The organism is Nesterenkonia sp. LB17, from assembly GCF_022565915.1.
Lineage (GTDB): Bacteria > Actinomycetota > Actinomycetes > Actinomycetales > Micrococcaceae > Nesterenkonia.
Genome location: NZ_JAJOYX010000001.1, coordinates 77,057 through 101,423, shown reverse-complemented (window position 1 = coordinate 101,423; position 24,367 = coordinate 77,057). Strand labels below are relative to the sequence as shown.

Annotated in this window: 20 protein-coding genes and 1 riboswitch; of the genes, 6 read left to right on the top strand and 14 right to left on the bottom strand. The window is 68.2% G+C overall.

What is annotated here, in order from left to right:
* Positions 1-28: 28 nt before the first annotated feature.
* Positions 29-379 carry a GntR family transcriptional regulator gene (locus LTH96_RS00450; RefSeq protein ID WP_241463651.1) on the bottom strand — a complete coding sequence of 117 codons (351 nt, stop codon included), beginning with the start codon at positions 377-379 and terminating at the stop codon, positions 29-31.
* Positions 380-561: 182 nt separating this feature from the next.
* Between LTH96_RS00450 and LTH96_RS00445 the strand changes: the two genes are divergently transcribed.
* Positions 562-1,377 carry an HAD-IIA family hydrolase gene (locus LTH96_RS00445; RefSeq protein ID WP_241463650.1) on the top strand — a complete coding sequence of 272 codons (816 nt, stop codon included), beginning with the start codon at positions 562-564 and terminating at the stop codon, positions 1,375-1,377.
* A 66-nt stretch (positions 1,378-1,443) separates the two neighbouring features.
* Here the strand turns inward: LTH96_RS00445 and LTH96_RS00440 are convergent, their stop codons facing one another.
* On the bottom strand, positions 1,444-4,131 hold the full coding sequence (locus LTH96_RS00440) for an MMPL family transporter (RefSeq protein ID WP_241463649.1): 2,688 nt from the start codon (positions 4,129-4,131) through the stop codon (positions 1,444-1,446).
* A gap of 72 nt (positions 4,132-4,203) precedes the next feature.
* Entirely contained in the window at positions 4,204-4,848 is a 645-nt protein-coding gene (locus tag LTH96_RS00435) for a TetR/AcrR family transcriptional regulator (protein WP_241463648.1), read from the bottom strand.
* Between the two features lie 88 nt (positions 4,849-4,936).
* Here LTH96_RS00435 and LTH96_RS00430 point away from each other — a divergent pair, with 88 nt between their 5' ends.
* Positions 4,937-6,544 carry an anthranilate synthase component I family protein gene (locus tag LTH96_RS00430; RefSeq protein WP_241463647.1) on the top strand — a complete coding sequence of 536 codons (1,608 nt, stop codon included), beginning with the start codon at positions 4,937-4,939 and terminating at the stop codon, positions 6,542-6,544.
* A gap of 399 nt (positions 6,545-6,943) precedes the next feature.
* Here the strand turns inward: LTH96_RS00430 and LTH96_RS00425 are convergent, their stop codons facing one another.
* The 3 genes from LTH96_RS00425 to cls form a co-directional block, all read right to left on the bottom strand.
* Positions 6,944-7,276, bottom strand: a complete 333-nt coding sequence (locus tag LTH96_RS00425) for a hypothetical protein (protein ID WP_241463646.1) — start codon at positions 7,274-7,276, stop codon at positions 6,944-6,946.
* A gap of 337 nt (positions 7,277-7,613) precedes the next feature.
* Positions 7,614-8,318, bottom strand: a complete 705-nt coding sequence (locus LTH96_RS00420; protein ID WP_241463645.1) for a hypothetical protein — start codon at positions 8,316-8,318, stop codon at positions 7,614-7,616.
* Positions 8,319-8,568: 250 nt separating this feature from the next.
* On the bottom strand, positions 8,569-10,059 hold the full coding sequence (gene cls, locus LTH96_RS00415) for a cardiolipin synthase (RefSeq protein ID WP_241463644.1): 1,491 nt from the start codon (positions 10,057-10,059) through the stop codon (positions 8,569-8,571).
* An 89-nt stretch (positions 10,060-10,148) separates the two neighbouring features.
* Here cls and LTH96_RS00410 point away from each other — a divergent pair, with 89 nt between their 5' ends.
* Positions 10,149-11,105: an aminodeoxychorismate lyase gene (locus LTH96_RS00410; protein WP_241463643.1), complete on the top strand. Its 957-nt coding sequence runs from the start codon at positions 10,149-10,151 to the stop codon at positions 11,103-11,105.
* A gap of 45 nt (positions 11,106-11,150) precedes the next feature.
* On the opposite strand, the gene LTH96_RS00405 is transcribed toward LTH96_RS00410, so the two are convergent.
* Both LTH96_RS00405 and LTH96_RS00400 read right to left on the bottom strand, forming a co-directional pair.
* On the bottom strand, positions 11,151-11,981 hold the full coding sequence (locus LTH96_RS00405; RefSeq protein ID WP_241463642.1) for a carbon-nitrogen hydrolase family protein: 831 nt from the start codon (positions 11,979-11,981) through the stop codon (positions 11,151-11,153).
* 3 nt (positions 11,982-11,984) lie between these two features.
* Positions 11,985-12,254, bottom strand: coding sequence for a DUF4235 domain-containing protein (locus LTH96_RS00400; RefSeq protein ID WP_241463641.1), 270 nt, complete (start codon positions 12,252-12,254; stop codon positions 11,985-11,987).
* A gap of 57 nt (positions 12,255-12,311) precedes the next feature.
* Positions 12,312-12,458, top strand: a riboswitch (TPP riboswitch).
* A gap of 71 nt (positions 12,459-12,529) precedes the next feature.
* Here LTH96_RS00400 and LTH96_RS00395 point away from each other — a divergent pair.
* Together LTH96_RS00395 and LTH96_RS00390 are read left to right on the top strand one after the other, a co-directional pair.
* Entirely contained in the window at positions 12,530-13,195 is a 666-nt protein-coding gene (locus LTH96_RS00395) for an ECF transporter S component (RefSeq protein ID WP_241463640.1), read from the top strand.
* The gene (locus tag LTH96_RS00390; RefSeq protein ID WP_241463639.1) at positions 13,188-15,677 is read left to right on the top strand and encodes an ATP-binding cassette domain-containing protein; all 2,490 of its coding nucleotides are present in this window, start codon (positions 13,188-13,190) and stop codon (positions 15,675-15,677) included. The genes LTH96_RS00395 and LTH96_RS00390 overlap by 8 nt, the downstream gene beginning before the upstream one ends.
* Before the next feature lie 12 nt (positions 15,678-15,689).
* On the opposite strand, the gene mnhG is transcribed toward LTH96_RS00390, so the two are convergent.
* From mnhG to LTH96_RS00360, 6 genes are read right to left on the bottom strand one after another with little or no spacing between them, the layout of a single operon-like run.
* Positions 15,690-16,076, bottom strand: a complete 387-nt coding sequence (gene mnhG / locus LTH96_RS00385; protein WP_241463638.1) for a monovalent cation/H(+) antiporter subunit G — start codon at positions 16,074-16,076, stop codon at positions 15,690-15,692.
* Positions 16,069-16,662 carry a monovalent cation/H+ antiporter complex subunit F gene (locus LTH96_RS00380; protein ID WP_241463637.1) on the bottom strand — a complete coding sequence of 198 codons (594 nt, stop codon included), beginning with the start codon at positions 16,660-16,662 and terminating at the stop codon, positions 16,069-16,071. The genes mnhG and LTH96_RS00380 overlap by 8 nt, the downstream gene beginning before the upstream one ends.
* Positions 16,662-17,384, bottom strand: a complete 723-nt coding sequence (locus tag LTH96_RS00375; RefSeq protein WP_241463636.1) for a Na+/H+ antiporter subunit E — start codon at positions 17,382-17,384, stop codon at positions 16,662-16,664. Before LTH96_RS00375 ends, LTH96_RS00380 begins: the two co-directional genes overlap by 1 nt.
* The gene (locus LTH96_RS00370) at positions 17,384-19,114 is read right to left on the bottom strand and encodes a Na+/H+ antiporter subunit D (RefSeq protein ID WP_241463635.1); all 1,731 of its coding nucleotides are present in this window, start codon (positions 19,112-19,114) and stop codon (positions 17,384-17,386) included. Before LTH96_RS00370 ends, LTH96_RS00375 begins: the two co-directional genes overlap by 1 nt.
* A complete protein-coding gene (locus LTH96_RS00365) occupies positions 19,114-19,782 on the bottom strand; it encodes a Na(+)/H(+) antiporter subunit C (RefSeq protein ID WP_370644347.1) in 669 nt (222 codons plus the stop codon). Before LTH96_RS00365 ends, LTH96_RS00370 begins: the two co-directional genes overlap by 1 nt.
* Complete coding sequence (locus LTH96_RS00360) at positions 19,779-22,850, bottom strand: Na+/H+ antiporter subunit A (protein WP_370644376.1); 3,072 nt, start codon at positions 22,848-22,850, stop codon at positions 19,779-19,781. Before LTH96_RS00360 ends, LTH96_RS00365 begins: the two co-directional genes overlap by 4 nt.
* Before the next feature lie 116 nt (positions 22,851-22,966).
* On the opposite strand from LTH96_RS00360, the gene LTH96_RS00355 reads away from it, so the two are divergent.
* Positions 22,967-24,340: an MFS transporter gene (locus LTH96_RS00355; protein ID WP_241463633.1), complete on the top strand. Its 1,374-nt coding sequence runs from the start codon at positions 22,967-22,969 to the stop codon at positions 24,338-24,340.
* Positions 24,341-24,367 lie beyond the last annotated feature (27 nt).

Below are 24,367 nucleotides of genomic sequence, written 5' to 3'. Positions count from 1 at the left end.
CTCCTTCCTTCAGCGCCCGGGGCGCTGTTCACGCTCTGGAGCGGAGCATCTCGATGATGGTGTCCACCGAGAGCCCGACGGTGCGGGCCTCGGTGATGATCGGATCGAGGTAGTGGGTCGCGAACTGCTGCCGGCGCTGCGCGATGAGGATCTCCCGGGCGCCCGGGGCCACGAACATGCCGAGGCCGCGACGCTTGAGCAGGATCCCGCGATCCACCAGCAGGTTCAGACCCTTGGCTGCGGTGGCGGGATTGATCCGATGGAAGGACGCGAGCTCGTTGGTCGAGGGGGCGCGCTCACCTTCTGCCAGGGATCCGTCCAGGACGGAGGCCTCCAGCTGCTCAGCGATCTGCACGAACAGTGCGCGACCCTCTTCCACGGACCCATCCACCCTTCATCGAGAAACAGCTCCAGCATACCGAGTCCACTACCTCTATGGTTAATTACTCTACTAATGAACCATAGAGGTCGTGCTGGGTCAAGGTTCGACGCCTCCCCGCGTGTGGGAGGCCCCAGGGTCACCTCTGGCAGGGCACCAGCTTCAGGACATAGGATCAGCACATGAACGGTGAGAACATCGAATGTTGGCTGACCGATATGGACGGGGTGCTCGTCCGCGAGCAGGAGGCGCTGCCCGGCGCCGCAGAGCTGCTGGAACAGTGGCGGCGCCAGGACCTCCCCTATCTTGTGCTGACGAACAACTCGATCTTCACCGCCCGCGATCTCAGCGCTCGGCTGCGCAACTCCGGACTGGTGGTGCCCGAGGAGCGGATCTGGACCTCCGCCCTGGCCACCGCGACCTTCCTGGCGAACCAGATCGACCCGGAGTCCAACGCGCAGGGCAGCTGCTACGTCATAGGCGAAGCCGGGCTCACCACCGCGATCCACGCCGCAGGGTTCATCATGACCGAGACCAATCCGGACTATGTGGTCGTCGGTGAGACGCGGAACTATAGCTTCGAGGCCATCACGAAGGCCCTCCGGCTGATCAACAACGGCGCCCGGTTCATCCTCACCAACCCCGACGCCACCGGCCCGAGCCCCGAGGGCGTGCTGCCCGCCACGGGCGCCATCGCCTCACTGATCACCAAGGCCACCGGTCGCAAGCCCTATGTGGTCGGCAAGCCGAATCCGATGATGTTCCGGTCGGCGCTGAACCACCTCGGGGCGCACTCCATGGAGACCGCCATGATCGGGGACCGGATGGACACCGACATCGTGGCCGGCATGGAGGCCGGAATGCACACGATCCTGGTGATGACCGGACTCTCCAGCCGCGCCAGCATCGCCGACTTCCCGTTCCGCCCGAATCGGATCATCGACGGCGTCTATGAGCTGCTCGACGATCCGGTAGATCGGGACGACGACACCCAGTAGGACTCAGACGCAGAGACGCCCGGCACCTTCGCAGAGGTGCCGGGCGTTCTTGCGTGTGCAGAGCGGTCAGCGCGGGTGCGCCGGCTCCTGCTCGCGAGCCAGCGGTTCGATCCCGTCCGAGGGGTCGGAAGCATCGGGCAGGACCTCGCGCTCCAGCTGAGCGCCCTCGACGTCGACGTCAGGGATGAGGCGATCCATCCACTTCGGCAGCCACCAGGCGGCGGGACCTGCCAGGTGCAGCAGGGCGGGCACCAGCAGCAGTCGCACCACGAAGGCGTCCAGCAGCACGCCCACGGAGAGCCCCAGGCCCATGGAGGCCACCATCGGATCGTCGGTGAAGATGAATCCTGCGAAGACCGAGGACATGATCAGCGCCGCGGCGGTGACCACGGAGCGCCCGGCATGCAGTCCCTGGCGCACGGCGAGCCGCGGCGCAGAGCCGTGGGCGTAGGCCTCGCGCATGCCCGAGGCGGTGAAGAGCTGATAGTCCATGGCCAGTCCGAAGAGGATGCCGACCATCAGCACCGGCAGGAAGGTCACGATCGGCCCGGGTTCGGTGACTCCGACGATGTCGGCGAACCAGCCCCACTGGAACACTGCCACGACGATGCCCACGGCGGCGGCGAAGGACCCGACGAACCCGAGGGTGGCGATCACCGGGAGCAGGATCGAGCGGAACACCATGATCATCAGCAGCAGCGAGAGCCCGATGACCAGCGCCAGGTAGAGCGGCAGCGCATCGGCGATCACATCTGACATGTCGATCTGGGCGGCCGTCATGCCCGCCACGGAGAGCTCGACATCGGCGGCGTCCGTGCCGGCCAGCGGAGCGCCGTCGCGGAACTCATGCACCAGAGCCTCGGTGGACTCGGCAGCCGGTCCCTCCTCGGGGATGATCTGGAAGACCCCGAGCGTGTTGTCCTCGCTGAGTGCGGCGGGGACCGCTGCCGCGATGTTCTCGTTCTCCAGCAGCGAGGTGCCGATCTCGATCTGGTAGTCCTGCGCCTGGGTGTCATCCAGCCCGGAGGGCAGGTCGGCGAGGACCAGGAGCGGCCCGTTGACACCCTGGCCGAAGGCCTCCTCGGTCGCGGAGTACGCCTGGTAGGAGGCCGAGTCCTCGGCATTGGAGCTGGCATCGGGAAGGCCGAGGCGCAGGTCGAAGGTCGGGATGGAGAGCACGCCGAGGCCGATCAGCGCAGCGGCGGCGATGCCGATCGCCTTGCCGTGGCCCATCTGGGTGGTGATCTCCTTGGTGCGCCGCTCGCCGATGTGGCGTCGTTCCCGGCGGGCAAGGATCCTGCGGTCCACCAGGGAGAGCATGGCCGGGGTCATGGTGACCGCCATGAGCACCGCGATGGCCACACAGGCGGCTGCGACGCTGCCCATCAGGGCCAGGAACGGCAGGCCGGTGACGTTGAGCGCCAGCAGCGCGATCACCACGGTGGCACCCGCGAAGACCACGGCGTTGCCAGCGGTCCCGGTGGCCAGGGCGATCGACTTATGGACGGCCATGCCGTCCTTCAGCTGCCGGCGGTGCCGGTGGATGATGAACAACGAGTAGTCGATGCCCACGGCCAGGCCCAGCATGAGTCCCAGGATCGGGGTCATCGACATCATCTCGACGACGCCGGAGAGCGCCATCGCGCCGGCGACGCCGACTCCGACGCCGATCAGGGCGTTGAGCAGCGGCAGCCCTGCGCCGATGAGCGTGCCGAGCATGATCAGCAGCACGGCGGCGGCGATCATCAGGCCGATCAGCTCGGCAACCGAGAAGAGGTGGGGAAGCTCGAAGTCGAGGTCTCCGCCGGGCAGTGCTTCGACTCCGTCGATCTCCGCGTCGGTGATGGCCGCCGAGACGGTGGCCAGGTCTTCGGTGCCGATGCTCTCCATCGGCTCGGTGAAGTTGAGCATCAGCACGGCGACGTCGCCGTCGTCGGAGACGACCTGGGCGCCGGAGGAGAGCTCCAGAAGCGCCTCGCCGCGCTCCAGCTCGGCGGCCGCCTCGGTGAGCTCATCTTCGCCGGCGTTGAGCTCCTCCTCCCCGGCGTTGAGCTCCTCTTCCCCGGCCTCGAGCTCCTCTTCCCCGGCATCGAGCTCCTGCTCTGCGGCTTCCAGCTCGGCCCGGTTGGCATCGATCTCGGCCTGCTGAGCCTCGAACTGAGGCCGCGCGGCCTCATAGATGCCCTGCTCCTGGGCGCCGGCGATGGCCTCGTCGAGCTGCTCCTGACCTTCGTCGAGCTGGGCGAATCCGGACTCGATCTCCCCACGGCCCGCTTCGATCTCCTCACGACCGGCTTCGATCTCCTCACGACCGGTCTCGATGTCCTCGCGATTCGTCTCGATCTCCTCGCGGCCGGACTCCAGCTCAGCTTCACCGGCGGAGATCTCGCTGCGCGCGTCGGCGATCTGATCCTCGGTGGCGAAGGGGTCGGTGACGCTGCTGACGATGTCGTCAGCCTCGAGCTCCTCGATGAACTCGGCGACCTGCTGCTCCTGCTCGCCGGTGAACGGCTCGCCGTCGTCGGTGCGGATGATCGCCGAGGCGTTGCCGCCGCCGGAGTCTGGCATCTCCTCGGCCAGGCGATCGGCGACCGCGGTGGTCTCCAGGTCAGGAAGGGTGATCTGATCCGTCAGCTGTCCGCCGAAGGCGAGGAAGGAGCTGACGGCGAGGGCGAGCACGGCGAACCAGGCTGCGACGACGGTCTTGGCTCGGCGCGCAGAGAGCAGGCCGAGGCGGTAAAGGAGCTTTGCCATGACACGATCATAAACGGAACGCCGCGTCTCGAAATTCACCGAGAGGATTGTGAAGGACGACTGTGGTGAAACTCACCGCGGCGGGTTGTGGGTCTGGTTCGTCTCGGGTCGCAGGAGCCCGGTCACCACGACGTCGACGAGGCTCTCCGCCCAGGTCAGGCTCGGTGCGGAGCCGATGAGCATCCGGAAGATCAGCGGGTCGCCGATCGCCGAGGCGGCCGCTGAGATGTCGACTCCGGCGCGAAGCTCGCCCGCCCGCTCGGCTTCACGCAGTCGTTCCGCCAGCTGTCCGTGATCCCACATGCTCGCCTGCTGGAGCAGCCGCTCGGTCCCGGGATCACACTGGAGTCCTGCCACCACGAGACTGCGCGCCATCCCGACGTGGGTGTCGCGGAAGGCCTCTACGATCATGCCGCGGATCCAGGTCAGGCAGTCCGCACGCAGATCACCGGTGGACGGCATGGGCACCAGCTCGATCTCGGCGTCTCCGGTGAGCATCACCTCCAGCACCACTGCAGCCTTGGACTTCCACCATCGATAGATGGTCTGCTTGCTCACCCCGGCCTCGGAGGCGATGGCCTCCACCGTCAGCTCCTCATATGAGCTCACGCGGAGCAGCCGGATCGTGGCGTCGAGCACCGCCTGGTGGGAGGCTTCGCTGCGCGGACGTCCCCGTCGCGGTTCTGCGGTCTCGGCCCGCTGCGCCTCAGATGCCATGGGCGACATCGTAGCGCGCCGAGACGATTCCCGGCCTGTGCCATCCTTGACCCATGACCATTGCACCCGGGACTCCCCGAGGGCTGCGTTGACCAGCCGCCCCATGGACCTGCCGGGTCTCTCCGCGGGCCACCTGCCAGGTCTCGACGAGGTGGCGGGCGACGCGCTCGAGGACCTCGCACCGCAGCTGTTCGCCGCTCTGTGTGAGCAGCTGCCCGGGGTTCCCGCTGCGCTGCTGGACAGCAGCGATCACGCCAGGACCGATCAGCCCGCGCGCAGCGCCCACAGCATCCTGGCCTTCTCCTTCGGGGACCATGCGGCGCTGGTCAGCCACCATCAGGGCCAGACCAGCGTCACCACGCCCAAGGGGACCATCGAGCGCCGCCAGCCGTTCTTCAGCTGGTTGGCGGAGAACTGGACCGGGTCCGCAGAGCAGCCGGACGAGGGTCGCGAGCCTGCCGAGTCTGACCGACCTGGACAGCCTGACGGACCGGACGCGACCCGCCATGATCTCCCGCGGTTCGCGCTCGGCTGGGTGGGATGGCTGGGCTATGAGCTCAAGCGGGAGGTCGGCGCTGAAGACCCGGCGGAGAAGGCCCTGGAGCCGGCAGACCGTCCGGCCCAGGAGGCCAGCCTGTTCCGCGCCACCCATGCCGTGGTCATCCACCATGCCCAGGGGCAGCTGGAGCTTCAGTGCTGGGACGCAGCGGCGGAGTCTGCTTGGAAGGAGCAGGTGTTCGAGACGTTGCAGGGCCTGGCGCTGAGGGACGGCTCTGGCGACGGAGGCTGCGTTGAAGGAGGCTCCGACGCCGCACTGCTCCGCGAGATCGCGGTCCGTGACTCTCGCCGGGACTATCTCGCCGCGATCGCGCGGGCGAAGCGGGAGATCACCGAGGGCAACAGCTATGAGATCTGCCTGACCACGGCGGTCACCGGGACGCTGGCACCGGGCCGCGCACGCGGCGTCGAGCTCTTCGCCGCCCTGCGCACCCGCAACCGAGCCCCCTTCACCCAGTTCCTGAGCATCGGTGAGACCGAGATCCTCTCCACCTCGCCCGAACGCTTTCTCAGCATCAGCGCGAGCGGCACGGCGCGCTCGGAGCCCATCAAGGGCACCAGACCCCGCGGGGTGACCGCCGCGCAGGACCGCGCCATGATCGAGGATCTGCGCACCCACCCCAAGGATCGGGCGGAGAACGTGATGATCGCGGACCTGGTCCGCAATGACCTCTCCATCCACGCGATCCCGGGAAGCCTGCGCACCGAGCGGCTCTGCGCGGTGGAGACCTACCCCAGCGTGCACCAGCTGGTCTCCACGATCAGCGCCCGCATCCCGGATGCGGTGCCGCGGGCCCGGGTCGTCGCTGACGCATTCCCCCCGGGGTCGATGACCGGGGCGCCGAAGATCTCCACCATGGACATCCTGCAGCGGCTGGAGACCGGTCCGCGCGGGCCCTATTCCGGGGTGGCGGGGTATTTCAGCACGAACGGCGCTGCGGACCTGGCAGTGCTCATCCGCACCGCGGTGCTCAGCGGCGAGGGTGAGTCACGCCGCTTCCACCTGGGGCTGGGCGGAGCGATCACCGCTGATTCCGACCCTGCCGAGGAATGGGAGGAGATCCGCACCAAGTCACGCGGGGTGCTGGAGGCCCTGGGCGCCCGGTTCCCGGAATCTGAGACCGCGACCTCGGACTAGACGATATATAGCAGCTCCTTGGTCGGCGAGGGGTTGCGGGCCGGGCCCCCACTCACAGAGATTCATGGGGCACCGGACGAAGTCCTCGCGGCCGGAATCCGGTGCGAGGTTCCTGCCCCGTCGAAGCTCCAGCGACCAGCCGCAGACCGGGTCAAGACCGACGCCAAAGCCGCGGCGCACCTGCCCCGACTGCTCCCCGCCTCCGGCGGGATCTCGCTGCCCCCGGCGGTCTCGAAGATGCCGCGTCCATGCTGCCCGCAGTGAGGTCCTCGTCCGGCACGGGAGTTGCACCAGCCGAAGAGTTCGCCTGCGACCGGGGAATCCTCGAAGTTCAGGGTTGTCAGTCCGCTCGGGGGCGGCGGGCATCCACGAGAGTGGATCGCGGGTGAGCGGTCCCTGCTACCGGCGTGTCACCAGGACGTCGAAGAAGACCGTCCCATCAGAGCCCTTCCTGAAGGATCCGGAGCAGGAGACCGGCTCGCCGTGACCGGTCCGCTTGCCATAGGCCTTGTTGTACTCCCAGAGGAGCTGGCCATCGTCGGAGAAGAGGGCGGCGTCGATCGAGCGAATGAACAGCTTCTCACCCGTGGCAACTCCCGCCTCGTCGAAGACGAAGGCGACAGCTCCGCGGGGCTTCACCTGTAGCATGTCGTAGCCGCCCTCGCCGTCGGGGCACCCGACGGTGATGAGGGGGAAGTCCGGTTTCACTGGCGCGGCCTGTGCGGCCGTCACGCTTCCTGCGAAGATCCCCGCCGCTAAGAATGTAGCTAGAACGCCTCGACGCACCATCGCCCATCACTCCTTCGTAAGCCACGGACGTGCCACCCGTGCGATGGGCAACGTCCTTCCATGACGCCGGATCCACCGGTGATAACGCTTCAATGCTGGCACCCCGGGGTGGCCACGTCTAGGGCGACCGTCCAGATCCGACCTCGGATCGAGCACAGATCAAAGTGCGGGTCGGGATCGCGCCAGCGGCGCGGGCAACGGCGCATCAGTTTGAACACTGGACCCGGGCCCTGCGCACGATGCGTGCCGTCTTGTGGCGGTCGGCCGCGGCTGAGTAGAACTAGTCGGTGCGCTGGTGGTCGAAGGTCGCGAGCTTCCCTGCCTGGCGCTCCACAATTGCGTCGAAGGTCTCGGCGTCCATGTTCGCGGCGCTGACCATCAGCAGGTGCCTGCCGTAGTCGACGCTTGCCGAGAAGCCGAGGACCTCCACCATGGATTCCCCGTCGTGGACCTTCATGTTCAGCTCCAGACCGCGGAAGTCGTGGGCCTCAAAGGCCTCGACGTCCACCGAATCGGTCTCACCGCGCAGCGGTTCGGCGGTGCAGGCTTCGATGACCCGGTCCCAGATGACAGCCGATTCCGGCGGGTCCTCGAGACCGAGCATCCAGACGTAGAGGCTCTCGGTGCGATCGGCGAGCTCATGCTTGTATTCCTGGACCACGCCGAGCTCCGGGCGCTCCCCGATGAGATCCGCATTGATCCGGTCCATCGCCGAGGCGCACTCGCCCTCGCCGAAGCTCTCGGTATAGACCTCTGCGGCCGCTCCGAGCTGGTCCTTGAAGAAGTTCAGTCCGGTCAGCGTGGAGTGGCTGTCTGGGGCGAAGGGCAGCTCGGACTCGGTGACCAGCACCTGGGAGATCTCTCGCTCGGTGAGCAGCTCGTCTGCGTCAGACGCAGCTGACTCTTCGGTTCCGGTCTCATCCTCAGCGGGATCCTCGTCGGCGCTGCCATCAGGCTCCCCAGCCTCCGACGGGAGGGAGCTCATGGATGCGACATCCTGCGCCGAGCTCGCATCTTCGGCGTCTGGGGAGCAGCCGGTGGCAGTCACGGCGAGCGCTCCAGCCGCAGACAGCGCAAGGAGACCCCTGGCCCGAGTCGCGCAGGGCACGGCTCGGTGAGCCGTCGAACGCAATCCGATCATGGTTCCTCAGGTCTCGTCGGCGCAGGGTGAGAGGGGCCGAATTGTGCGCTCCGGCACCCTGGGCAGTGAGTATATCCGCTCATCGGAAAGGGCTCTACTGCAGAGCCGAGGTCAGTCGGAACGTGTTGTCCAGGTATCGGACGTGCCACGGCCGGCGGGCCCACTCCTGAAGATCGAGCTCGGTGGAGAGCAGCAGGTACCGGGTGAAGACCTCTTCGATCTCGGCCACCTTGCCCGCGTCGACGATCATCAGCGTGACCTCCAGGTTCAGCGAGAAGGAGCGCATGTCCATGTTCGAGGAGCCGAGCACCGCGACGTGGTCATCGATGATCATGAACTTCGCGTGCAGCACATCGGGGTCCGGGTAGCGGAAGATCCGCACCCCGGCCTCGAGCAGGATCTGATAGTAGGACTGCTGGGCGTGCTGGATGGTGAACTGATCGGCCTTCTTGGAGACCAGGACCAGGACCTCGACATCGCGGTGCGCGGCATTGGTCAGCGCGTAGAGCAGCGAATCGTCGGGGACCAGATACGGCGTGGAGATGATGATCCGATGGGTGGCCTGGTAGATCAGGTCGTTGAAGAGTCGGAGGTTGTTCTCGTCCGGGAATCCCGGGCCGGAGGGGACGACCTGGACCAGCGAACCGCCCGAGGCGGCCTCATCGGCCTCGAGGTCCACCAGCAGCTTCTCGCCGAGGTTCTCGTTGGTCTCGGCATACCAGTCCGAGGCGAAGACGATGTCGAGCCCGGTCACGGCCGGACCGGTGAGCACGACGTTGAGCTCGACCCAGCGCCGACCCATCCGCACCGCCGCGGGGCGCTGGTAGTGCGGCTCGATCAGGTTCGTGGAGCCGGTCAGTGCGGTGATGCCGTCGATCACGACGATCTTGCGGTGGTTGCGCAGGTCGAAGCGGGAGAAGCGACGGCGCAGCGGGCGGATCGGCAGCACCCGGTACCATTCGATCTTCGAGCTGCGGAGCCTGCGCTTGAGCCGTCGGTAGCCGCTGACCCGGGCGGTGCCGAGGTGGTCGTAGAGGAAACGCACCTTGACCCCGCGCTCGGCCGCGCGCTCCATGGCGTCGAGGACCGGGCCGGTGTACTCGGGGTCATCGCCGACGATGTAGAAGAGCACGTGGACGTACTCCCGCGCCTCATCGATCTGATCGACCAGCCAGGTGAAGGACGCCTTATAGTCCGTGATCAGGGTGAGCTGGTTCCCCTCCTGGATGGGGAACGCGCCGAGGTTGCGGTTGAGCACCACGGTGGCGCTGAGCTGCTCGTGCTCGCGCAGCTGGTCGGAGAGCTGCATCTGGCTGGTGGCCTCCAGCAGCGCCGCGTTCATCCGCTGCTGACGCTCCTGCCGCCGAGCCGAGAGCTTGCTGCGACCCAGGAGCAGGAAGAGCGGAAGCCCGATAGCGGGGATGAAGAAGATCGCGAGCAGCCAGGCCATCGCAGTGTTGGGACGGCGGTTCGACGGGATGATGCCGATCACAGCCACCCGTACGCCGATCTCGAACACGAGGATGCTCAGGAAGATCCCCTGCGGCAGGGAGTCAAGTCCCAGCCCGCTAAATGGCCACAGCAACGCATCCCTCCCAATCCTTCCAAGACAGCCTACTGGGTCCGCTCACGTCAATCGCCCCCGGCAGGTCGCGCAGGAGCTAGGCTGTAGCCATGGCTGAGCACTTTCGTGATGACTCTGTGGCCGCCGTCGCCGTACGCATCGACGCCGAACACCCCACCGGTGCGGTCTTTGACCCGCACCAGCCCCAGCTGCGAATCACCGATCTCGGTGCCATTCGCGGGGACGGGATATTCGAGACGATGCACGCCATCAACGGGACGCCGCGGAAGCTCGACGCGCACCTCGCCCGGCTGCGACGCTCCGCCGGCATCCTCGACATCGGCATCCCTCCGAGAGACTCCTGGGAGGCCGCCGTCGGGCTGGGCCTCGAGGAGTACCGCGCGCGGGGCGGAGTGCCTGAGGAGCTCGCGATCAAGCTCGTGGCCACCCGCGGGGTGGAGAACGAGCCCGCCTCCGAGGATCCGGCCTTCGCCGGCACCTACTGGCTCATGCTGACCCCGGTGGCGGAGAGCATGCGGACCAACCGCGGAAAGCCGCTCGGCGTGACGCTGCTCGACCGCGGCTATGACTCCACCGCCGCCGAGCGGGCGCCCTGGCTGCTGCTCGGGGCGAAGACGCTGAGCTACGCGGTGAACATGGCGGCGCTGCGCCACGCCGACGCCGGCGGCTTCGACGACGTCATCTTCATCACCTCCGACGGCCAGGTCCTCGAGGGGCCCACCTCCACGGTGCTGATCGCCGAGGCGGGCGCCGCAGGCGAGCCCCCGACGCTGATCACCCCGGTGCTGGAGACCGGCATCCTGCCCGGCACCACGCAGGGCGCGATCTTCACCGCTGCAGAGCGGGCGGGATGGAAGCTCGGCTATGGGCCGCTCACCCCGGAGGATCTCTACGCGGCAGACCACGTGTGGCTGCTGTCCTCGGTGCGGCTCGCCGCTCCGGTGAACCGGATCGATGAGCACGAGCTCGCCGTGGACCCCGAACTCACCGCGCAGCTGAACAGCTTCCTGGACCAGGACCTCCCGGTCAATCACCCGGTGGACTGAGCGCGTCCACAGCCCGCCGGCACAGCCGGTGCTGAAGAACGCCCGTCAGCTCTGCAGCTGGCGGGCGTTCTTCAGCACCGGGACCATCTTTCGGGTCTGGCTGACCACTTCCGGGTCCACCTCTGCGACCAGCAGCTCGGGTGCGCCGCCGGCCTCGCTGAGCGGGACGCCCAGCGGGGAGACGATCATCGAATGACCGATTCCGGTGGGCGCTCCCTGGACCGCGTCCACCCCCGCGGCGGCGGGGTCGGCCTGACCGCAGGCGAGGATGTACTGCGTGGAGTCCAGCGCCCTGGCCTGTGCGAGCAGCCGCCACTGCTCCAGCTTGCCCTCCCCTGCTCCCCATGAGGCCGGCACCAGGGTCACCTGCGCCCCGGAGCGGGCATGGTCGGTGAAGAGGTTCGGGAAGCGGATGTCATAACAGGTTGCCAGGCCGAAGGTGACCCCGTCGAGCACGAACTGCGCGGGGCTGCGGCCGGGCTGGACGCCGTCGGACTCCTTGAAGCCGAAGGCGTCATAGAGATGGATCTTGTCGTAGGCGACATCGATCTCTTCGCCGGAAACGGCCGGCCCCACGGCAATGAGCGTGTTGACCACCCGCGGTCGACCCTCGCCGCTGGGAACCCCGGGGGTGAACATCCCGGCGACGATCACGATCTGGAGTTCGCGCGCCAGGGCGCGGACCGCCTCGGCCCAGGGGCCGGTGACCGGTTCGGCCACGGGTGGCAGCGGGTGCCCGAAGGCTCGCTGGGTCGCCTCGGGGAACACGACGACGCGGGCGCCGGCCTGCGCGGCGCGTGCGGCATATTCGCGGATCAGTTCGAGGTTGGCTTCAGGATCCGGGCCGGTGGTGATCTGAGCGGCAGCGATGCGCATCGATCAGACCTCCGCGCGATCTCCGACCTTGCTGCGGAGCTTCTTCACCGTAGAGCTTGCGCCCCGCTGGGAGAGCACCTGCACGGTCGCAGAGACGGCCGCGGAACCGATGGAGAAGGCGAGGGCTCGCTTGAGCGTCATCTCGTCGTTGCCCACGCGCGGGGCGTCGTCGCCGGTGGCCTTCTTCCACACGAAGTCGAAGATTCGGGTGGCGACGAAGCCGCCTGCCAGTGAGATGCCAAGGGCCATGCCCTTGTCCAGAAGCTTGTCCACAATGTTCTCCTCAGGGGGTGGGTCGATGTCCTGGTGTTACTCTAGTGCACGTCATTTGAGACACGACAGGGGAGCGCCCCTCGACGGAAGAACGCGGCTGAAAAGCCATGATTCCGCCGGCAGGGCGCTGAGAGTGGGCTGAAGGCCCAGACCCTCGCACCTGATCAGGTTAGGACCTGCGAAGGAAGTCGAGAATCTTCACTCGGATGCTCGAGCTCCGGCTCGAGCTCTCCTCCTGCGTGCTTCTGGTCCGCCCTCATCCAGGGAGAAGCATCATGAGCAGCAGCAAACGCCCGGCCACCTCCGGTCGCGGCACAGGCGCACACTCCCCCGCCCGATCATGGCGCTGGTCGGTCTCCGACATCGTGGTCGCCTCGGTGCTCGCGGTCGCCTCCGGAGTCATCTTCTGGGGCTGGAACCTCAGCTACCACCTGATCGGGAACCTCTTCGTCTTCTACCCGCCGGTGGAGACCCTGGTGCATGGGATGTGGCTCTTCCCCGCCGTCCTCGGGGCCCTGGTGATCCGCAAGCCCGGCGCCGCGATCTACTGCGAGATGGTCGCCGCGGCGGTCTCCGCCCTGCTGGGCTCCCAGTGGGGACTCACCGTGCTCTCCTCCGGGTTCATGCAGGGCCTCGGTGCCGAGCTGATCTTCCTGGCGGTGGCCTATCGCCGCTTCTCCCTGGAGTTCGCGATGGCAGCCGGCGCCGCCTCCGGGCTCACCGGCGGAATCACCTATCACTGGATCGTCCCGATGTACGCCTACGCCCCCACCGAGACCATCATCCACATCACCTGCTTCGCGCTCTCCGGGGCGATCATCGCCGGGGTGCTCCCCTGGCTCGCCACCCGTGGACTGGCGGCGGCCTCGGTGCTGGGGCCGCTGAACTCTCGGCGAGCGCACCGGGAGCCACGGCTGAGCCTCGGGCGAGCACATGGGTGAACGGGTCGACGCCGGGGCTGGTGATCTCGCCGGCACCCCGGTCCCTGAGCCCGGCTCCGCGACCCGGGCGCACCCTGCGCGCGGGGTCGCCGTCACCGCGCAGCGATGGTCCTGGACCCATGCCGAACGCGAGCGTGCTGCTGTGGCGGGCCTTGACCTGCAGATCTCTCCGGGAGAGAAGGTGCTCCTCGCGGGGCCCTCGGGGGCGGGGAAGTCCACCCTGCTGCACGCGCTGGCCGCGGTGCTGCATGATGACGAGGCCGAGGTCCACGGCCGGCTGCTGCTCGACGGCGTCGACCCTGAGCAGGCCCGCGGCCGGGCCGGCCTGATGCAGCAGGACCCGGAGTCCCAGGTGGTGCTCTCGCGGATCGGCGACGACGTGGCCTTCTCCGCCGAGAACCTCGCCGTGCCGCGGGAGCAGATCTGGCAGCGGGTCCGGGCCGCACTGACCGATGTCGGACTGCACAGCTTCGACCTGGATCATCCCAGCGCGAAGCTCTCCGGAGGACAGAAGCAGCGGCTGGCCCTGGCCGGGATCCTCGCGATGCGCCCCGGCCTGCTGCTGCTCGATGAACCCACCGCAAACCTGGACCCCGAGGGCGTCCGGCAGGTACGTGACGCGGTGCTCGCCGCCGCCGAGGCCACCGGCGCCACGGTCATCCTGGTGGAGCATCGTCTCGAGGTCTGGGCGGAGCACATGGACACCCTGCTGGTGCTCGAGACCGGCGGCGGGATCCGCAGGAGCAGTCCCGCCGCAGAGATCTTCACCGATGCTGCGCTTCGCGAGGAGCTGGCCGGCATGGGGCTCTGGGTTCCCGGACGGGATCCGCTGCAGGATCTGCCGGTGTGGAGGGGTGGGACTGAGCGGCAGGACTGGACTGAGCGGCTGGGCGGGACTGGGCGGAAGCAGGCCGAACCGCTGCTGCTGGCCGAGGGCCTCGCCGTCGGACGCCACTCCCCCAAACCCGGCTGGCGGCGCGCGCAGCCGGCGCCGCCGACCGTGAAGGATCTCGATCTGGTGATCCGTCGAGGTCAGACCCTGGGCATCACCGGCGCCAACGGCGCGGGGAAGTCCACGCTGCTGCTGACCCTGGCGGGGCTGCTGCCCGCCCATGCCGGCAGCGTCTCGGCGACTGCGGAGCTCAAGGGCGCTGGCGCGCTGCTGGCGGAGGACCCGCACAAGTGGCGCTCCGCTGACCTGGTCGCCCGGATCGGGGTGGTCTTCCAAGAGCCGGAGCACCAGTTCGTGCGCAGCACCGTCCGCGAGGAGCTCGCCCTGGGCGCGCAGCAGGCCGAGGTCCCCGGCACGACGGACCCATTGTTCGACGAGCAGCAGATCGACGACCGGGTCGCCCGGCTGCTGGAGCGTCTCGGACTCACGGAGCTGGCCGAGGCCAACCCGTTCACGCTCTCGGGCGGGGAGAAGCGCCGGCTCTCGGTGGGCACTGTGCTCTCGGCGGGACCTGAGGTGCTGATGCTCGATGAGCCCACCTTCGGCCAGGATGCCCGCACCTTCGCGGAGCTCATCTCGCTGCTGCGCGAGCATGTGGATTCCGGCGGAACGGTGCTGGCGGTCACCCACGATGCCGCCTTCCTGCGCGGACTTCACGCGAGTGAGCACCAGGTCCGGCGAGAAGAACCGGTCACCCCGGACGAGCAGCGGGGCGGGGAGCGGTCAGACCCCCCGGGTGGGGAGCTCTTCGGGCCTGAGCGGTCGCTGTCCTGGCTGGGCCGGCGCAATGCGCTGGCCAAGCTCATCGCGGTCTTCCTGATCACGGCGGCGCTGGTGATGACCATCGACGCGGTGAGCTCCGGCGTCGTGATCCTCGCCAGCCTCGCGCTGCTGCCGCTGGCCGGGATCAGACCGGGCGGCTTCCTGCGACGCGTCTGGCCCTTCGCCGCGGGCGCGGTGGTGGCCGCCTGGGGCACGGCGATCGCCGCCGAAGAGTCCGGTCGTGTGCTCGCTGACCTGGGGTTCACCACGATCAGCGAGGGATCGATCACGCTGGGGCTCGCGCTGGGCGCCCGTGCGTTCGCGATCGTGCTGCCTTCGGTGATCGTCTTCTCCACCACGGATCCGACGGATCTGGCGGACTCCCTGGCGCAGCAGCTGCGGCTGCCCGCGCGCTTCGTGCTCAGTGCGCTGGCGGCGATGCGGCTGCTCGGTCTGCTGGCGGAGCATTGGAGAACGATCGGGCACGCCCGCCGAGCCCGCGGCGTGGGTGCGCACGGCGGGCTCACGGCACGGATGCGCGGCACGGCCTCGCAGGCCTTCGGTCTGCTGGTCCAGGCCATCCGGATGGCCACCAGGCTCGCGGTGACCATGGAGTCGCGCGGGTTCGGCGCGGGACCGCGCAGCTGGGCGCGCCCGGCGCGGTTCAGCGCGGCGGATCTGCCGGTGATCCTGGGCGGCGCCGGAATCGGGGCGCTGGCGGTGACCGCGGCGGTCCTCGCCGGAGCCTGGAACTTCGTCTGGACCTGAGCGGGTCCATGCTCAGCCGCGGGAGGGAGGGATGTCCCGGCTGATCCGCTCGACCGCGCTGGCGAGCTCGTCATGGGTGAGCAGATCCCGGCGCATGTGCTTGGTGCGGTAGCCGGAGCGGCCCACCACGTGCGCGCTGACCGGCGCGGTGAGCAGCTGCAGGCCCCAGGCGAGCAGCACGATGGCGACCCATTCCCAGGACCGCCAGCTGATCGCCGCGGCCAGCAGCAGCGCGAGCAGCCCCAGCACCTGTGGCTTGGTCGCTGCGTGCATCCGCGAGTGCAGATCGGGCAGCCGGACCAGGCCGACGCCGGCGGCCAGGGACATCAGCCCGCCGATCACCAGCAGCACCGAGGCCACCGCATCGAGGATCAGGTCCGCGTCGAGAGACTCAAGCATCACGATCCTCCTGCTTCGATGGCTTCTGTGCGGGCGGGCGAGCAGCGGTGTCAGCACTCGGGGCTTCCTCCGCGTCGGCGCTGGCGTCGTCGTCTGCGGGGGCGTCGTCGTGGCGGCGCGGGGTGAACCCGGAGCGGGTCAGGGCGGAGAACCAGGAGGTGGACTCGTCCTCGCCCTCCTCCACCTCGATCCCGGGCATCCTGGGGGTGCTCACCGGGTCGTGCGGGGCCTCCGGCTCGCTCTCCGCAGCGGCACCGGGGATGGCCGGGGCCAGCGGGGGCGCAGGGTATGGGTCCTGCTCGGAGGATTCGCTGGCCACCTCTTCGGGAGAGCGCACGACCACATAGCGTGCGATGGCCACCGCGCCGAGGAAGCCGATCACGGCCGTGATCACGACGAACATGATGAAGTCCTGGTGGTCGTTGACCACCATGTCCACGATCATCATCGAGGCCACGATGATGAGCATCACGTCGAGGCTGATCACCCGGTCCAGCACGGAGGGGCCCTTATAGATGCGGTAGACGCTGCCGATGGCGCCGATGGCGAGCAGCACCTGGGTGATGTGCACGGCGATGTCCAGCATCAGTGCTCCACCTCCTCGATCGTGGTCCGCTCAGGAGAATCGGCGCCGGCATCGATGTCGGTACGCTCGGGGGTGCGTCCCGCGGCACGTTCGGCGTCCCGCTCGGCCTCGCTGGGACCGTCGCCGCGATGGATGAACGGGGCCTCCCGCTCGGTCTTGGAGAAGCCCGACATCCTGCCCAGGCGCTTCTCCGCCTTGACCACGGCCACGTCCGAGCGATTCCCGCAGGTCAGGATGAGCAGCGCCTCGGTCTTCAGCGCGTCCTGGCGGATCTTCTCGGCATCCTCATCGGAATTGATGTCGAGAGTGTGCAGGTAGAGGGTCGCCGTCGTGCGGTCGACGTCGAGGACCAGGGAGCCCGGCACCAGCGCAAGCGCATGCCCGGTCAGGGTGACGATCAGGTCGTCATGGCTGCGCAGCTGGATCGAGATGATCGAGTTCTTCACCCTCGGTCCGACGACGACGGCGATCCAGGAGACCTGGAACGAGGCGGCGACCATCTTCACCAGGAAGCGACCGGTGAAGACCAGTCCCCACCAGGGGTTCAGCCGTCCGCTGCCGCGCAGCGGCGGCAGGTAGAACACCCGCACGATGATCGTGGCATAGACCGCCCCGATGATGAACGTGCCGATCGTGAAGTCCTGCCAGATCGCCATCCAGAAGAAGCCGAGGAACGCGATCAGCGGCAGCTCCAGCTTCAGCGGAGTCTTGGGTCTCTTCATCACTGATCATCCCCGTCGGTGATCTCCGGGACGACGTCGGCCGCTTCGTCATCGGGCTGCAGGGAGGTCTCCACCGGAGCATGCTCGGCCGCGCCGCCGTCGTCGAGCTCATAGTCGATCAGGAAGGTGGCGGCGAACTCCTCGAGCTCGTCGCGCACACCCTCGGTCCGGTCGGGGCCGAAGACGGCCTCCAGGTAGGGGGTGCGCTCATACATATCCTGCGCGGCGGCCCGGGAGAAGTCCATCAGCGGGCCGGCGAAGACGCTGAACGCCAGCGACATCGCCACCAGCGCCGCGGTCGGGGCGACCATCGACATCGGCAGGTAGCGCTTGTTCGCCGCGCGGGAGTGCGCCAGCGTCTTGGACATCAGCTGGCGCTCGGGAGTCTCATCGGCGTCCTCAGGCTTGCGCCAGAAGCCGCGGGTCCAGATCCTGGCCACCGCCATCAGGGTGAGCAGGGAGGTCACCACCGAGGCGATCACCAGCGTCCAGGTGATCCAGGTGTTCTCCGCGATGCCGCCCTGCATCATGCCCAGCTTGCCGACGAATCCGGAGAACGGTGGAATCCCGGCGAGGTTCATCGCCGGGATGAAGAACAGCAGTCCCAGCACCGGGGAGATCTTCGCCAGCCCGCCCAGGCGCAGCACGTTGGAGGTCCCGGACCGGCGTTCGATCAGTCCGGTGACCAGGAACAGCGTGGTCTGGATGGTGATGTGGTGGGCCACGTAGTAGATGGTGGCGGCCATGCCGATGATCGAGCTCAGCGCGAGCCCGAAGACCAGATAGCCGATATGGCTGATCAAGGTGAAGGAGAGCATGCGCTTGATGTCCGCCTGCGCCAGCGCACCGAGGATTCCCACGATCATGGTCAGCGCCGCGACGATCATCAGCGCGGTGTTGATCCGCTCCCCCGGGAAGAGCAGCGTCTCGGTGCGGATCATCGCGTAGATGCCGACCTTGGTGAGCAGCCCGGCGAACACCGCGGTGACCGGGGCCGGCGCCGTGGGGTAGGAGTCGGGCAGCCAGAAGGCCAGCGGGAACACCGCGGCCTTGATCCCGAAGGCCACCAGCAGCATCACGTGCAGGGTCAGCTGGGTGCTGGGATCAAGGTCCGCCAGGCGCAGCGCGAGATCGGCCAGGTTCACCGTGCCGGTGGCGGCGTAGATCATCCCGATCGTGATCAGGAACAGCATCGAGGAGACGATCGAGACCACCACGTAGGTGACGCCCGCACGGATCCGGGATTCACCGCCGCCCAGGGTCAGCAGCACATAGGAGGCGGTCAGGAAGATCTCGAAGCCCACGTAGAGGTTGAACAGGTCACCGGCGAGGAACGCGTTGGATACGCCGGCCACCAGGATCAGGTAGGTGGGGTAGAAGATCGAGACCGGACCGGAGTCGTCCTTCTCCTCGGCGGCGCCCTGGCCCACCGCGTAGAGCAGCACGCACAGGGTGATGATCGAGGAGACCACCAGCATCAGCGCCGCGAACCGGTCGATCACCATCACGATGCCGAAGGGCGCCGGCCAGCCGGCCAGGTGGATGGCGTGGGCGCCGCCGTTCCAGACGTGGCTCAGCATCGTGACCTCGAGGATCACGGTGAGCACGAGCGCGCCGATGGTGATCGCCCGTTGGGCGGACTTGTTGCGGTAGAAGGCGAAGGCGAAGCCCGCGCCGAAGAACGGGATCAGCACGGCCAGCGGGGTGAAGTTGAGGAACTCGGTGTTCATCAGCGCTGACCTCCTTCGGTCGGGTCTGGATCCTCAGCCGGATCGGTGTCAGGTTCCGCCGTCGGCTCGACGTCGGGATCTGCCGGGACCTGCCGAGGCGGCCCGTCGGCGCGTCCGGCTCCGATGGTGACGTCGAGCTGGTCTGCGTGCATCGCTCCGGACGCGGGCGCCTCATCTGCGGCATCCGTCCCAGCCACCTCATCCACCCCGCGGCGCGGGTTCAGCAGCTGGCGCCCCGAGGAGTCGGTGTCATCGGCGAACTCGGTGGTCTCGGTGGCCAGCTCAGCGTCTTCCTCGGTGTCATGGACGTTGGCGTAGGAGGCGATGCGGCGGTCCTCCTCGTCGTCGGCGAGCTCGTCCTGCCGGGCGAGCACCCAGGACCGGTAGATCAGCGCCAGCATGAAGCTGACCAGTGCGAAGGCGATCACGATCGCGGTGAGCAGCAGCGCCTGCGGCAGCGGGTCGAGATACTCCTCGGCGGAGATGTCGGGATCATAGATCGGGGCGAGTCCGGCGCGGCCGGCGGTGTGCAGCAGCAGCAGGTTCACCCCGTTGGAGATCAGGATGATCCCGAGCAGCACCCGGGTCAGTGAGCGCTCCAGGAGCAGGTAGATGCCGATGGCGAAGAGCGCGCCCATGAGCACCAGCAGGGTCAGGTTGACGGTCATCGGGCCACCCCCGCAGAGGTCTCACCGTGGATGCCGTGCGCGGTGGTGGTGGCGCGCTGGCCCTCACGTTCGCTGCGCACATCGATCTCCGAGCCGAGGCTGCGCAGGATGTCCACGATCAGGCCGATGACCACCAGGTAGACCCCGACGTCGAAGAGGATCGCCGAGACGAAGTGGTGCTCGCCCAAGATCGGGAGGGTGAGGTAGAAGTCGAAGGACTGGAAGGCCTGCCCGCCCGCGATCAGCGGGGTGATGCCCGTGAAGCAGGCGATGGCCAGGCCCCAGCCCATCATGGCGCCGGCGGAGAACGGGATCGCGGCTTCGAGCTCGTAGCGGCCGCCGGCCAGGTAGCGCAGCACGAAGGCGAGTCCCGCCAGCAGGCCGCCGGCGAAGCCGCCGCCTGGCAGGTTGTGTCCGGCCAGCAGCAGGTAGAGCGAGATCATGATGATGCCGTGGAACATCAGCCGGGTGATGACCTCGAAGACGATGCTGCGGTGCTCCGGCGCCACCGTGCGGCCCGCCACCAGCCAGGCCTCACGGGCCACGGTGGCGAAGGAGCGGGCGACCTTGATCTCGCGGACCTGGCGCGGGGAGAGCGCCTTGTCCGAGAGCACCCGTCCGACGGTGCCGCTGGGGACCTCATGGAGCTCCCGGCGCTGCACGTCACGGCGTTTCACGAAGATCAGCGAGGCGACGCCGGTGGCCGCGGCGGCGAGCACGGTGATCTCACCGAAGGTGTCCCAGACGCGGATGTCCACGAGTGTGACGTTGACGATGTTGGCGCCCTGACCGACCTCATAGGCCATCCAGGGGTATTCCACGGACACCGGATCGGCGGTGCGGGCGTTCATGGACATCGCCGCGACGGCCATCATGACCACGCCGAAGCCGATGCCCAGCGCCGCGCGGCCGAACTTGAACCGGGTGGGGGTCTGGGTCCAGATGCCCGCCGGCAGGCTTCGCAGCGCGAGCACGAAGACCACCAGCACGATGGACTCCACCAGCAGCAGGGTCAGCGCGAGGTCCGGGGCGCCCTGCAGCGCGAAGATCCCGGCGATCCCCCAGCCGCAGAGCGAGACCATCAGCACCGCCATGAAGCGCTTGGGAGCCCAGATAGCGCCGGAGGCTCCGCCGAGGATGATCAGCGCGAGCACCACCTGCAGCGGCTGCTCGGCGATGATGAAGTCGTCCACCATCCAGCGATCTGAGACCCCGGCGCCTCCGGGGCCGCCGAAGATCACCACGCTGAGCGGCACCAGCGTCGCCACGGCGAGGATGATGAACAGGTACCAGCCCAGCGCACCGCGCTGGGTGCGGGCGGTGACCCAGGAGGAGAGCATGTCGACCCCGCGCACCGTGGCTCGGTAGCCGCGCTCGGCGTCGAACACCGGAGGCACCTTCGTCTGGACGCGGGCGAAAGGCTCGCGGAGGCGGAAGAGCGCGTAGCCCAGCACCCAGGTCAGCGCGGAGAGTCCCAGCACCGGGGTCAGTCCGTGCCAGAGCGCGAGATAGGTCGGTTCGACCGCGGGGTCCACCGGCGCGAACAGGGTGGCCCAGGGTTCGACCAGCGCCTGCACCGGCTGTGGGAACAGCGCCAGGCCCACGGTCGCCGCGGCGAGGATCATCGGAGCTGCGAGGAAGACCCGCGGCACCGGGCCCTTGAAGACGATGGGCGCCGCCGCAGCGCCGGAGGCTTCGCGCTTGGTGGCGAAGGCTCCCCAGAGGAACCGGGCCGAGTAGGCAACGGTCAGCGCGGAGCCCAGCACGACGCCGACCAGCACCAGCCAGCCCCAGGTCAGCGCCGAGCCCCCGTCGGTGGCTTCGGCGTAGCTGAAGAACGACTCGAAGACGACCTCCTTGGCCACGAAGCCGAAGAGCGGCGGCAGGCCTGCCATGGAGGCGGTGGCGATCAGCGCGACGATGAACAATGGGCGCTGGGTCCGGGCCAGCCCGGAGAGCCTGCGCAGATCGCGGGTGCCGGACTGGTGGTCGATGATCCCGACCACCATGAACAGCGCCGCCTTGAACAACCCGTGGGCCAGCAGCATGGCGAGTCCGGCCAGCGCCGCGTCCTCGGTGCCCAGCCCGTTGATCATGATCAGGAAGCCCAGCTGGGAGACCGTGCCGTAGGCGAGCACCAGCTTGATGTCGGTCTGGCGCAGCGCCCGCCAGGCGCCGACCAGCATGGTGAGCAGCCCGAGCCCGAGCACCAGCGGCAGCCAGAAGGTGGTCTCGTGGAAGCCCGGGGCGAACCGGGCCACCAGGTAGACGCCGGCCTTGACCATCGCGGCGGCATGCAGATAGGCCGAGACCGGAGTCGGCGCCGCCATCGCTGCGGGGAGCCAGAAGTGGAACGGGACCAGCGCGGACTTCGAGAGCGCGCCGAGCAGGACCAGCGCCACCGCGATGTCCACCGCGGTCGCCGTCGCGGGGTCAGAGACCAGCTCCGGGGCGGCGGCGAGGATCTCGGAGAGCCGGTAGCTGCCGGTGAGCTGACCCAGCCAGAGCAGACCCACCAGCATCGCCAGTCCGCCGAAGGTGGTCACCAGCAGCGCCTGGATCGCTGAGCGGCGGGCATAGATCCGGTGTGCCGAGAAGCCGATCAGCAGGAAGGACAGGATCGTGGTGAGCTCCCAGAACACGAAGAGCATGACCAGGTCATCGGCGAGCACCAGACCCAGCATCGAGGCGGCGAAGGCGAAGAGCTCCGCGGCGAAGGGGCCCGCCGCACGCTCGGAGGACGCGAAGTAGCGGGCGCAGTAGAGCATCACCAGGGCCCCGACGCCGAGGATCAGCACCGACATGGCCAGCGCCAGGGCGTCGATGCGGAACGCCAGCTCCACGCCGAACTGCGGGATCCACTCGATCACCTCGGCCGGAGGAGCGTTGGGCTCGCCGATGCCGGCGGCCTGATCGGCCTCGAGCACCGCGGGCACATAGCTCAGGATCGCGACCATGGCCACAGCCAGGACTGCGGCGAGGAAGAAGAAGGTGCGGCGGCCGAACCGGTGGTACAGGAAGGGGGTCAGGATGCTGAGCGCGAACAGCACAGCCAGCATCCCAATGATCATGTACCCCGCTCCTCTCCAGTCATCAGCCTCACACGCCTCACTGCGAGTTCCTGGATCCAGGTTCTGCGGCGGCAATCCTCTCAATGTTAACAAACCAGGGTTACTATGCCGCAATGACCAGCATCGAGCCCGTCGCGGCCTCCTCCCTCGCTCCGCTGAAGAAGCGGCTGATCGCGGTCTGGAGCCTGTGGAGCTGGGGCAATGCCACTGTGAGCGCGGTGATGGTGACCTTCGTCTTCGGCACCTACATCGCCGACGCGGTCGGGCCGGGCGGGCAGGGCACGCAGTATCTGACCACCGCGAACACCATCGCCGGGCTGGTCATCGCGCTCACCGCCCCGGTCATCGGGCAGCGGGCGGACAACGGCGGCCGACGACGACGCTGGCTCGCCGTCAACACCCTGATCGTCATCGCGCTGGTCGCGGCATGCTTCTTCGTGAAGCCCGACCAGGCCTACCTGGTCCTGGGCGTGACCCTCATGGCCACGATGACGCTCTTCGACGAGTTCGCGAACCTCAACTACAACTCCATGATCACCGACATCGCTGACTCGCCACGGATGGGCCGAGTCTCAGGCATCGGCTGGGGCTCGGGCTACCTCGGCGGGATCGTGATCCTCGCCATCGTCTACTTCGGTCTGGTCGCCGGCGAGCCGCCGCACCTGTTCGGACTGGGAGAGGATGAGATGGTCAACGTCCGGGCAGTGGCGCTGGTGGCTGCCGCCTGGTTCCTGATCTTCTCGCTGCCGCTGCTGCTGACGCCGCTCAAGACCGCCGACCAGGAGGTCATTCAGGAACGGGTCAGCATCCTGGAGTCCTACCGCAGGCTCGTCGGGCTGGTCATCGGACTCTGGCGTGAGGACCGGAACACCTTCTGGTTCCTGGTCTCCTCCGCGATCTATCGTGATGGGCTCTCCGCGGTGTTCACCTACGGCGCGATCCTCGGTGTCACGGTCTTCGGGTTCACCACCTCCGACATCCTGCTCTTCGGCATCGCCGGCAATGTGGCCGCGGCGCTGGGGGCGTTCATCGGCGGCTGGTTCGACGACCGGGTCGGTCCGCGCCGAGTGATCGCCACCTGTGTGACCGCGCTGATCATCACCGCCGCAATCCTGTACTTCCTCGACGTGGAGCGCAGCTTCGGCGGCTTCGTGGTCACCCCGACGGGCGCCTTCTGGGTCTTCGGGCTGATGCTCTGCGTGTTCGTGGGCCCGGCGCAGTCCTCTTCCCGGGCGTTCCTGGCCCGGCTGGCACCGCCGAGCCGGGCCGGTGAGCTCTTCGGGCTCTACGCGACGGCGGGGCGCAGCGTGTCCTTCCTGACTCCGGGGCTGATCGCGCTGCTGCTGTGGAGCGCGGGCGGCAGCGACAAGGCGATCATCATCGGCGTGGTGGTGATCCTGAGCATCGGGCTTCTCACCCTGACCCTGGTGCACAACCCCACCGGTCCGGCGAAGATGCGCGAGCATCGGGTGCTGAACCGCAGCTGATGGCTGAGGCGGGGCGGAGTGGCCCCG